Source organism: Thermosipho sp. 1244, from assembly GCF_018588215.1.
Taxonomy (GTDB): domain Bacteria; phylum Thermotogota; class Thermotogae; order Thermotogales; family Fervidobacteriaceae; genus Thermosipho; species Thermosipho affectus.
Genome location: NZ_LNGA01000002.1, coordinates 21614 through 33336, shown reverse-complemented (window position 1 = coordinate 33336; position 11723 = coordinate 21614). Strand labels below are relative to the sequence as shown.

Genomic DNA, 11723 nt, shown 5'->3' with positions numbered 1-11723 from the left:
AAAAGAAAAAAGATATTATGAAAAGTACAAAGAAAGATGCAAAGAGATATACATAATAGGAGTGGAATTTGACAAGGAAGAAAGGAATATAGCATACTTTGAATGGGAAAGGGTTTGAAGGTACATAATTTAAGAAGTGAGTTTGTTATATATCCTGATAATATGATTAGGATTAGTTTAGTTTTATTTGTAAGTGTTAGGATAATTTATTTTTTTATTTTCTTGTGAAAAAATTAATTTATAGAACTTTTTTTTAAGTAAGTTATTATTAAAAAATTATTTTTTGTTATACTTACAAAGTATTGGATGTAAACATTGAAAGGGGTAGGTGTTTATGTATGAAAATCTGAATTTCAAATGTATGGTTGTAACACCCATGTTGTGTTATGGTGCTGATAAAAAATATGGGTTAGAGATTAGAGCACAATCTCTTAAAGGAGTAATGCGTTTTTGGTGGAGAGCTCTAAATGGACATTTATCTATTGATACTCTAAGAAAAAAAGAGGCAAATATATTTGGTGGAGTAGGAAAAGATGATGGGAAAAGTAAATTTTCTATAAAGATTGTTGGTGTTAATGGAAAAACAGAATATGAATATGTTCTACCTCATAAAAAAACGTTTAAACGTAAAGCATTTATTCCTTATGAAACTAGTTTTAATGTTGAAATGAAATTTTGGAAGAAAGACGAAGAATTAGTAACAACTATAAAAGACTTGTTTATTTTAATATCAATTTTAGGGGGAGTTGGTAGAAGAACAAGGCGAGGATTTGGAAGTTTTAAGATAATTGAAATTAATGGAGAAAATTTTGATTATGAAAAATATGTTGATTTAGAAAAAATGGCAAATTTGATGAATAAAATAAGCAAAAGTGAACATTTTAGTGTAGAAAAAAATGATAAAAGCTCAAAAATAAAAACGAAATTTTGTAAAAAAGAGAATAAATATCCCTATGTAAAATTTATAGAATTTGGAAAAGAGTATGATAATTATGATGAGCTTTTGAAAAAAATCAGTACGGCTTCTCATAATCACAATTCTGATTTTACAGGGTATGCAAAAAACGGAAAAAGACTTGCATCCCCTGTGTACGTTAGTGTTGTGGAAAAAGATAATAATTTTATACCTGTTGTTACTCAGCTAGAATTGTCTGAAGATGTTGAAGGTATAGATAGAAGCAAAGAATTTATAAGAGAGGTGTTAGGATGAAAAAATATCTTTTTCTTTTTACGATAGGACCTGTTCAATCTTTTATAGCACAAGCTAGGAAAACCCATGATTTGTGGGCAGGAAGTAAAATTCTTTCAGATTTAATAGAATATGCAATATATGCTTTAGAAGAAAAAGTTAAAACCTGTAAAATAATATTCCCCCACAAGGAAATAAAATCAAAACCCAATAGGTTTATAGCTATTATCGAAAGTGATGATCCAAAGGGGATAGGAATGGATATAGAGAATATGGTAAAGGATCAATTAAAAAAACTTTCTTTTGATATAGTGAAAAAATATGCAAATTTTGATATTTCCGAGATTTTTTTGGAGCAGATAGAGAATTTTCTTGAGATATATTGGGTTATTTTGCCGTATGAGGAAAGTAGTTATGCAGAATTGTATGAAAAGATAGAGAGCTATTTAGGATCAATAAAGAATATTAGAAGGTTTAGACAAAACTCTTTAGATTGCGTTGAAAGTTATAGAAAATGTTCTGTGTGTGGGCAAAGAGAAGCTTTATTTTACAGAAAAAGTGATAAAAAGCCAAGAAATATAAGTTTTCAGGCACAGGAAATAAATGAATTTAGATTAAATCAGGGAGAAAGTTTATGTGGTATATGTTTTATTAAGAGGTTTTATAAAACTAAAAGCTCTTCATTTTCTTCAACTGCCAAAATAGCTTCTTTAAGTTGGGTAGAAAAATTAACACAAGTTGAAATAAAAGAATACAAAGATTTTTTCAAAAATTTTGACGAAGAACTTTTTTTTGATGAGAATTTAAGAAAAGAGCATTTAATAAAATATGATCATTATAAAGATGACGAAAATTTAGAAAAAGCCAAAAAATACCTAAATAACCTTTATAAAAAATACGGTGTTCCATCAAAGTATTATGCTATTGTTATGCTTGATGGAGATTCAATGGGGAAGTGGTTATCAGGAGAGTTTTTGTCTGATAAATCACATCTTAGAGATTTTCATTTGGAACTTTCAAAAAAGTTGGGAGAATATACAGACAAGACAAAAGAAATAATTGAAGGAAAAGGCAAGTTAGTTTATGCTGGAGGAGATGATGTGCTTTCTTTTGTAAACATTGATCATCTTCTTTTTGTTATGAAAAATCTAAGGGATTTTTTTCCAAAATTTGAAGAAATTAAAAATGTAAAAAACAGAAATAAATCTTCTGCTTCTATGGGAGTTGCTATTGCACATTATAAAACACCACTTTCTGAGGTAATAAAGTGGGCAAGAAAAATGGAAAAGGAAGCAAAAGAAGATAAAAAAGATAAAAAAGATGCCTTTGCCATAGCAGTATTAAAACGTTCTGGTGAAATACATAAAATTAAGTATAAATGGTATTTAAATGGTAAAAGCACAGTTGATATCATAAAAAGTATTGTCAAAAGTATAATTAATAAAAAATTTTCAAACACTTTTACAAAAGTATTAGCTGATGAACTCAGGAGGTTTAAATACGATGTAAACGAGAAATTCATCAAATCAGAATGTAAAAGACTGTTAAAGAGAGCTTCAAATCCCAATGGAGTATCTTTAAAATCAAATGAAATAGGAGAGTTAAGTGATAAATTATTATATTTGTTTGTAGAATCTTATTCTTTACAAAACTTTATATCTACTCTAAACATTATAAATTTTCTTTCAAAAGAGGTAGGTGAATTAAATGATAATTGAAATAACACCTTTAGATACACTTTTTTTTAGAAATTCAAAGACTTTTTTTAAAGGTGAGGATACATGGGGAGAGGGAATTTTTCCTCCGTATCCTTCTGTAATATACGGTGCTTTAAGAACACTATATTTTGCAAATAATATGGATACCTTTGAGTATGCAAATAAAGAGGAGGATCCAACAAGAAATTTAAAAATAATAAACATAATTTTAAAAAATAAGCGTGATTTACTTTTTCCAATGCCTTTGGATTGTGTTGTTTCAAAAGCTTCAAATGATAAAAAAGCGATAGTTTTAGATTTGCAAGATGTAAATAATATGTTTTTTTCAAATTATCCAAATTTGTCAAAAATTTTGGTTGCAAAAGGTAAGGTAGAAAATAAAAAAAATCTATATTTATCTGATGAGTACTTTAAAGATTATATAAATGGAAAAAAAGAAATTTATTATAGTGAACTTGATATAATGGATGAACCAAAGATAGGTATTGCCCGCTCAAAAGAAACCCATGTTAGTGCTGAGAGTGCACTGTATAGGATAGATATGAAAAGGTTGAATGATGTAAGTATTGTGGTTGAATTTGAAGGATTATCTATCCCAAAAAAGGGGATTTTAAAGCTTGGTGGTGAATCAAAAGCAGCTGAATATAAAGTAGTTGAAAACAATTTGGAAAAATTTGATGTAAAAATTGATAGATTTTTTAAGGTTGTTTTAACTACTCCTGCAATATTTAAAAAAGGATGTATTCCTTCTTTTATAAGTGAAGAAAACTTTGAATATAAGAGTGAAAATATTCATTTAAAATTATTAGCTGCAGTTGTTGGAAGACCTTTAATAGTGGGTGGCTTTGATATGAAAAAAAGAAGGGCAAAACCATTGTATAAAGCTGTTCCTGCAGGAAGCGTGTATTATTTTGAGTTGTTAAAAGGTGATGTTAAAGATTTAATCAGGAAATTTCATAAAAAGGCAATTTCAGAAATTTATCAAAAACAGGGGTTTGGAATATCGTATTTAGCTAAGATTTAAGCTAGAAAGGGGGAACGATATGAAAAAGGTAATTTCAATGGTGGGGACATCTATTATTACCAATGTATTAGAGGAAGAAGAAGGATTATATAACTATTATGATGAATTAAAAGATAAGAGCTATTCTGATTGGGAATATTATGAGAGAAAAATAAGAAAGATAAAAGATGGAGTTTTAGAGTATTTGAAAGACGACGAAAATTTTGAAAAAGCTTCTGCAGAAATTGAAAGTATCTTAGAAATATCAAAAAAGTATAAAGATGAAAATAAAAAAGTTTATTTGTTAACAACAGATACAATTTTATCATATTTGTCTGCAGAAATTATAAAAACTATATTTGAAGAGTATGTTGAAAATAGTGATATTGAAATTAAAATTCACTTGGTTAAATCACTTAATGTAAATGAAAATTTTGTAGAAGGACTTAATAATTTAATAGAAAAGATTGAAAATATCGCAGGAGGTTATTATGAGAATTTAATTTTTAATATAACAGGGGGATATAAGGGAATAATCCCATATTTAACCATTATGGCCGTTGTTAACGAGTGTGAAATATACTATATTCACGAAGAGTCTAATAAATTAATAAGAATTCCTCAAATTCCTTTGAAGATTGACTATAATCTTTTTGAAAAATATGAAGAATTAATAATAAAACTTGAAAATGGTATAGAAAGTTATCAAAAATTAAAGGTTGAAAATTATAAAGCCTGTGAGAAATTGGAAAAAAGTGGTTTAGTGGAAATAGTTGATGATATTGCCTTTTTAAGTCCAATAGGTAGGATATTGTTTAATAGGTATAAGGGTCAATTTGTATATTTTTATGCTACAGATGAAATTTATAAAGATATAAAAAACAAAAAAGAAATAATGCGCATATTAAAAAGTAAGTTTTTTGAAAATTATAATTCAAAGACACAAGATAAGTCAGGACATTTGGTGTATGATGACGGAAATAACCAGAATCGCATTTTTTATTTTAAAGATGGGGATGAAATATACATATACGAAGTGTTTGAAGATCACGATAAATACGAAAAGTATTTAAATAGTGAGAAATTTACAAATGAATTCAAAGAAAGTTATAAAAATTTGTCAAAATTAAGAAGAATCAAAAAGGAGGAATAAAGATGTACAAAATTGCAAAACCTGTGTTTTTAAAAGTTGTTACACCACTTCATGCGGGAAGTGGACAAGATTTGGGAATAGTTGATTTGCCTATCCAGCGTGAAAGACATACAAAATTCCCTAAAATTGAATCATCATCTATAAAGGGATGTATTAGAGAATCCTTTGAGGATTTGGAAAAAGAAAATAAATTAGAAAAATATGGAGTAGATGATATTATATCCTTGGTTTTTGGTCCAGAAAGTGGAGATGTACATGCAAGCTCTATTGCATTTACAGATGTAAGAATTTTACTATTTCCCGTAAAATCAGTAAAGGGAGTATATGCATATATTACATCTCCAAAGGTTTTGGAAAGGTTTAAAAAGGATTTGGAAATATCAAAAACATTGGATGGTATTAATAAAAAACACTTTTTTGATAAAAAAAGGAAATTAAAAGAATTAACAGTTTCAAATCGTGAAAAACTATGTATTTCAGAAAAAGTAATTCTTGAAGAATACGCCTTTGAAGTTGAATTTAGTAAAGATACAAAAGAATTTGCAGAATGGCTTTCAGCATTACTTGGAATAGAGGAGATAAAAGACAAACTTGTTATACTTCCAGATGATGTTTTTGGGGATTTTGTAAATCTTTCAACAGAGGTTATAACAAGGATAAAGATTAACCCTGAAACTGGCACAGTAGAGGGTAGTGCGCTATTTACAGAAGAATATTTGCCTTCTGAAACTGTAATGTATTTTCTTTGCATGGCAAGTCCGATTTTTTTGAAAAAGGATAAAAAGGAAAAAATTTTAAAAGAATTAATGAAAAATGAAAAGTTTTCAGAAGAAAAATTTGTGATGAATTTTTTTGAAAAAAACCTACCAAAGATAATACAAATAGGTGGAAATGCAACTATTGGAAAGGGAATCTCTGAATTAAAAGTATGGAAAACTGAAGGTGATAAATATGAGTAATGAGAAAAAAAGTTTAAAAACACTTGAGCATGGAAGGGCATATTTTGCATTTAAATGTGTTGAAAAAGCCATAAATGTTCTTGGCAATAAAAAAGGAGAGTATAAATCCTACGTAAAAAAGATTCCCATGCTTATAAAAACAAACGGATTGGGACTAACATTTGCCTTTATACTTTCTAAAAAGGCAAAAAATAAGGCATATGACATAATTGGAGAAAATATTTTAAATTGGCTAAAAAGAGATGAAAAAAGGATATTAAAAGACGCAAGTAAAATAGAAAATTTTGATGGATTAGTTAAGACCGTTACAAGGTTGGAGTCTTCTGAATACATGGCCCTTTCCAATGAAGTTTTGGCTTTTTTTAATTGGCTTAGAAGGTTTGCAGAAGGACTTATAGAGGATGAGGAAGATAAAAATAGAGGTGATGAAAATAATGAAGAATAATAAAAAAAATAATAACAAAGAGGAAGGAGAATTTGTTTTACCTATAGATACTTTAAAAATTTTTAAATTAAATAATGAAAAGATTGATAATTTTAATTTGTTAATGAATAAGTTCATCATATCAAAAAAACATTCAAAAGAAAAGAAATTTGAGAAAATAATAAATAATTTTGATTTTACAGTGTTTAGCAAGCTTATAAAGAAATTAAAAAAGGATTATTATAGTAAAATAGAAGAGCTTTCTTTGGATTTAAAATCATTTGAAAAGGAAATTCAGTGGAGAATGATAGTTGGATTAGGTGAACCATCTGTGTGTGAAACATCTATGACTTTGCATCATATATATGGATTGCCATACATACCTGGTCAGGCGCTAAAAGGTATGTTGAGAAATTATGTTATTTTAAACTTTTTTTCATCAGAAGATGAAGCGTTGAAAGATAAAGAATTTTGTAAAATTTTTGGAGATAAAGAGAATAAGGGTGAAGTACTATTTTTCGATGCATTTCCAATTGATAGGATAAATATAAAACGTGATGTTATAAATGTTCATTACAAAGAATATTACGATGGAAAAAGTGCACCGTGTGATAATTTAAATCCTAAGCCTATATTTTTCTATACAGTAGAAAATACTAAATTTAAATTTGTAATAGGTTCTAAAAAAAATATGGAAAATTATGAGATTATGGGAAATAGCCTTTTAAAATTATTTAAAAAGGCCTTGGAAAACCATGGTGTGGGTGCAAAAACTTCTGTGGGATATGGGTATTTTAAATAAAATGTCCATTTTTGATGATAAAAATCGTATATTAAAAAGTGGGATAATTAAGAAAAGAGTTATTTTTGATAATATTATTTTAAATTCTTGTATAAACAAATATTTTTTTGGCAGGAAAATTGTATTTTATTGTGATATAATTGGATTGCATATATTGTATGATTTGGAGGAATTGAGGTGAATTTTTCAAGAATAATAATTTTAATAGACCTTTTCTTAATAATGGTTTTTAACTATTTTTTAACTTCTTCTGTGTTTTCTTCTGTTTTCCTTTCTGTTATAATATGGTTGGGAATATATGCCTTTAGGGTTTATGATTATGATTATCTAAAAGATTACAACGAACAATTGATAAGGGTTTTTGCAGGGATAGTAATAGGATTTATTGGAATATTAATATTTTATCCATTGATGGATAAAATATTAAACCGTTGGTTTTTCATCTATAACCTTATAATCTTACTTTTAACTATTCCGATATTGCATAAAATAGAATATCTAATATTAATAAAAAATACTTCTCAGAAAAGATACCTTGTAATAGGGAGAAAAGATGAATTAAAAGATATACTAAACGAAATTGAAAGAAAATCACAAGGTAAAGTCAAATTTACAGAATTTTTAAACCCATCTCCAGCAGTGCTTAAAAGTAAAATTGCACAATATGATGCTGTATTAGTTGCTGACCAGGAACTAGAAAAATACGTAAAAAATCAGTTAAACGAGCTAAAGGAAAAATACGAAATAGAATATCTTCCAAATCTTGTTGAGAAAATACTAAAAAGAATTCCAATAGAAGTTGCAATAAAGTTCAAAGATTATTATGAAATAGCTTTTCAAAATACAAAAGAATCACCTGCAAAAAGAATACTTGATATATTTGGATCAATACTTGGGTTAATATTATTTTCCCCGTTTATGCTTATAACGGCAATTGCCATACTTATAGAAGATGGAAGGCCAGTTATATTTAAACAATTAAGGGTAGGGAAGGATAATAAGCATTTTACGCTTGTAAAGTTTAGAAGCATGAAAAAGCATAAAGAAGATAAAGCAAAATTTGCAGATCAGGAGGAAGATAGGATTTTGAAAATAGGTAGGTTAATAAGGCCGGTTAGAATAGATGAATCTTTGCAGTTTATAAACATCCTAAAAGGTGATATGAGCATTGTAGGACCAAGACCAGAACAAATACCGTTTGTCAGGCAATTTGAAAAAGAAATAGAATTTTATTCTCAAAGACACAATGTAAAACCAGGCCTTACAGGTTGGGCACAGATAATGTATAAATATGCATCCGATTTAAATGAAGTGAAAAAAAAGCTTAGCTATGACTTATGGTATGTGAAAAATAGAAACATATTTCTTGATTTAAAAATAATACTTCAAACACTTGAAGCCATTTTCTGGAAGAGGGGGGCGAAGTGAAACTTTCTATAATCACTGTCACATATAATTCAGAACAATTTTTGGAAGAAGCGATAGAAAGTGTAAAAAATCAAAGTTGCAAAGATTATGAATATATTATTATTGATGGTGGTTCAACCGACAAAACCCTTGAAATTATTAAGAAATACTATAATGAAGGTGTCGTTTCAAAATATATTTCAGAACCAGATAAGGGAATATATGATGCAATGAATAAAGGATTAAAATTAGCTTCTGGAGAAATAATAAGTTTTTTAAATAGTGATGATATGTATTTTGATAATACTATATTTTGTAAAGTTTTAGAAGCTTTTCAAGAAAATAATATAGAAGCTCTTTATGGGGATTTAGTTTATGTTTCAAGAAAAAATAAAAATAAAATTGTGAGGTACTGGAAAACTGGAAAATTAGATTTAAGAAAAATAAAATACGGTTGGCAAATACCTCATCCTGCTTTTTTTATATCCAGTAAGGTTGCGAAGGAATTGGAATTTGATATAAATTATCGTATAGCAGCCGATCATGATTTTATATTAAAAGCATTGAAGCATGCAGTTAAATGTCATTATGTTAACTATCCAATAGTTAAAATGAGATTTGGTGGAAAAAGTACTGAAAATATCCATAATATGAAAAATGGAAATTCAGAAATTATGGATATTATAAGAAAAAATGGTTTTGATATTTCGATAGGATATTATTTTTATAGGCCTTTTCAAAGATTATTACAAATTATCAGAGGATTATATTTTAATGTGAATAATAGATTGGAGGAACAAAAATGAAAACAGCCTTAATTACAGGAATTACAGGCCAAGATGGTAGTTACTTAGCAGAGCTTTTGCTTGAGAAAGGATACGAAGTTCATGGAATAATAAGGCGTTCAAGTAGTTTCAACACAAGAAGAATAGAACATTTATATAAAGATCCTCACGAAGAAGGAGTAAAATTATTCCTTCACTATGGCGACATGACAGATTCAACAAACCTTATTCGTTTATTACAGGAAATCCAACCAGATGAAATATATAACTTAGCAGCACAAAGCCATGTAAAAGTTTCGTTTGAAACACCAGAATACACAGCCAATGCAGATGCACTGGGAACACTTCGCCTACTTGAAGCAATTAAACTTTTAAGATTAGAGAAAAAAACAAAATTTTACCAGGCATCTACCAGTGAACTTTTTGGGAAAGTTCAGGAAATCCCCCAGAAAGAAACAACACCATTTTATCCACGAAGTCCATATGCAGCAGCAAAGTTATATGCATATTGGATAACCATAAATTACAGAGAAGCATACAGCATATTTGCCTGCAATGGAATACTATTTAATCATGAATCACCAAGACGTGGTGAAACATTTGTGACGAGAAAAATCACAAGGGCAGCAACAAGAATACTTTTAGGACTTCAAAAAAAGCTATACCTTGGAAATCTATCTGCCAAAAGAGACTGGGGCTATGCTCCAGATTATGTAAAAGCAATGTGGTTAATGCTCCAGCAAGACAAACCAGATGACTTTGTCATAGCAACAGGAGAAACACACAGCGTAAGAGAATTCTGTGAAGAAGCATTTAGAACTCTGGGAATCAATATCCGCTGGGAAGGAAAAGGAATAGAAGAAAAAGGAATAGTAGAAAGTATAGATACAAATTATGAGACAGAACTAAAACCAGGAGATGTAATCATTGAAGTTGACCCAAAATATTTCAGACCAACGGAAGTAGATATACTTATAGGAGATCCAATAAAAGCAAAAGAAAAACTTGGATGGAAACCAACGGTGACATTTAAAGAACTTGTAAAAATAATGATAGAATATGATTTACAGTTAGCATTAAAAGAAAAAGACAGAGGAGAATGGATAAAAGAATAAAAAAGTAAAAACAAAAGAAAAAATAGAGAAGATATGAGTGCAGTAAAAAAGAGGTGAATAAATAAAATGGAGAAAAATTCAAAGATATATGTAGCAGGGCATAGAGGATTAGTTGGCTCAGCAATAGTAAGAAAACTAAAAGAACTTGGATATACAAACATAATAACAAAAACACATGCAGAACTTGACCTTACAGATCAAAAAGCAACAAGGAAATTTTTTGAAAAAGAAAGACCAGAATATGTATTTTTAGCAGCAGCAAAGGTAGGAGGAATACTTGCAAACAATACATACAAAGCAGAGTTTATATACCAAAACATAATGATAGCAGCAAATGTAATAGAAGCATCATATAGATATGGTGTAAAAAAACTACTCAACTTAGGTTCATCATGTATATATCCAAAATATGCAAAACAACCGATGAAAGAAGAATATCTTCTAACAGGTGAATTAGAACCAACAAATGAGCCGTATGCAATAGCAAAAATATCTGCAATAAAAATGTGCAGATATTTCAATGAGCAATACGGAACAAACTTTATATCTGTAATGCCAACAAACCTCTACGGTCCAAATGATAATTTCAATTTAGAAACAGCACATGTGTTACCAGCTTTATTGCGAAAATTTTATTTAGGAAAATTATTGGAAGAAGAAAATTACGAAAAAATAAAAGAAAACATACAGAAATATCCTTTAGGATTTGGATATGATGAAAAGATAGATTTAAATAACAAAGAATCAATAATAGAAATATTAAAACAATTAGGCATAACGAAAGAAGCAATAACGTTATGGGGAAGCGGGGAAGTATACAGAGAATTTATGTATGTAGATGATTTAGCAGATGCCTGTGTATATTTAATGAACAACTATGATTACAAAGACATAGGAGAATTTGTAAATATAGGAACAGGAAAAGATATAAAGATAAAAGAACTTGCAAGATTAATAAAAGAAATAGTAGGATATGATGGTAAAATAGTACATGACAAAAGTAAACCAGATGGAACACCAAGAAAATTACTTGATGTTTCAAGGTTTAACGAATTAGGTTGGAAATATAAAATAGAATTGGATGAGGGAATAAGGAAAAGTTTTGAGTGGTATGAAAGAATACATACTATATGAAATGATTTATTATAACATTAAACTTGTAAAACAT

11 protein-coding genes are annotated in these 11723 nt (G+C 28.5%); all 11 read left to right on the top strand.

Annotated elements, in window-relative coordinates:
• Positions 1-334 precede the first annotated feature (334 nt).
• The 11 genes from cmr1 (at position 335) to AS157_RS00205 (ending at position 11689) form a co-directional block, all read left to right on the top strand.
• Positions 335-1210 carry a type III-B CRISPR module RAMP protein Cmr1 gene (gene cmr1, locus AS157_RS00255; protein ID WP_077289233.1) on the top strand — a complete coding sequence of 292 codons (876 nt, stop codon included), beginning with the start codon at positions 335-337 and terminating at the stop codon, positions 1208-1210.
• The gene (gene cas10, locus AS157_RS00250) at positions 1207-2907 is read left to right on the top strand and encodes a type III-B CRISPR-associated protein Cas10/Cmr2 (protein WP_214494933.1); all 1701 of its coding nucleotides are present in this window, start codon (positions 1207-1209) and stop codon (positions 2905-2907) included. The genes cmr1 and cas10 overlap by 4 nt, the downstream gene beginning before the upstream one ends.
• Positions 2897-3931, top strand: coding sequence for a type III-B CRISPR module-associated protein Cmr3 (cmr3, locus tag AS157_RS00245; RefSeq protein WP_077289231.1), 1035 nt, complete (start codon positions 2897-2899; stop codon positions 3929-3931). Before cas10 ends, cmr3 begins: the two co-directional genes overlap by 11 nt.
• Positions 3932-3950: 19 nt before the next feature.
• Positions 3951-5063, top strand: coding sequence for a putative CRISPR-associated protein (locus tag AS157_RS00240; protein WP_077289230.1), 1113 nt, complete (start codon positions 3951-3953; stop codon positions 5061-5063).
• A 2-nt stretch (positions 5064-5065) separates the two neighbouring features.
• Positions 5066-6022, top strand: a complete 957-nt coding sequence (cmr4, locus tag AS157_RS00235; RefSeq protein ID WP_077289229.1) for a type III-B CRISPR module RAMP protein Cmr4 — start codon at positions 5066-5068, stop codon at positions 6020-6022.
• Positions 6015-6467 (top strand): type III-B CRISPR module-associated protein Cmr5, encoded by a 453-nt coding sequence (cmr5, locus tag AS157_RS00230; RefSeq protein ID WP_077289228.1) that lies wholly within the window; start codon positions 6015-6017, stop codon positions 6465-6467. The genes cmr4 and cmr5 overlap by 8 nt, the downstream gene beginning before the upstream one ends.
• A complete protein-coding gene (cmr6, locus tag AS157_RS00225) occupies positions 6457-7248 on the top strand; it encodes a type III-B CRISPR module RAMP protein Cmr6 (protein ID WP_197023218.1) in 792 nt (263 codons plus the stop codon). The genes cmr5 and cmr6 overlap by 11 nt, the downstream gene beginning before the upstream one ends.
• 177 nt (positions 7249-7425) lie before the next feature.
• Positions 7426-8676, top strand: a complete 1251-nt coding sequence (locus AS157_RS00220) for an exopolysaccharide biosynthesis polyprenyl glycosylphosphotransferase (protein ID WP_352039404.1) — start codon at positions 7426-7428, stop codon at positions 8674-8676.
• Positions 8673-9461: a glycosyltransferase family 2 protein gene (locus AS157_RS00215; protein WP_197023216.1), complete on the top strand. Its 789-nt coding sequence runs from the start codon at positions 8673-8675 to the stop codon at positions 9459-9461. The genes AS157_RS00220 and AS157_RS00215 overlap by 4 nt, the downstream gene beginning before the upstream one ends.
• Positions 9458-10555: a GDP-mannose 4,6-dehydratase gene (gmd, locus tag AS157_RS00210; protein WP_077289224.1), complete on the top strand. Its 1098-nt coding sequence runs from the start codon at positions 9458-9460 to the stop codon at positions 10553-10555. The genes AS157_RS00215 and gmd overlap by 4 nt, the downstream gene beginning before the upstream one ends.
• A 66-nt stretch (positions 10556-10621) precedes the next feature.
• Positions 10622-11689 carry a GDP-L-fucose synthase family protein gene (locus AS157_RS00205; protein ID WP_077289223.1) on the top strand — a complete coding sequence of 356 codons (1068 nt, stop codon included), beginning with the start codon at positions 10622-10624 and terminating at the stop codon, positions 11687-11689.
• The last annotated feature ends 34 nt before the right edge of the window (positions 11690-11723 follow it).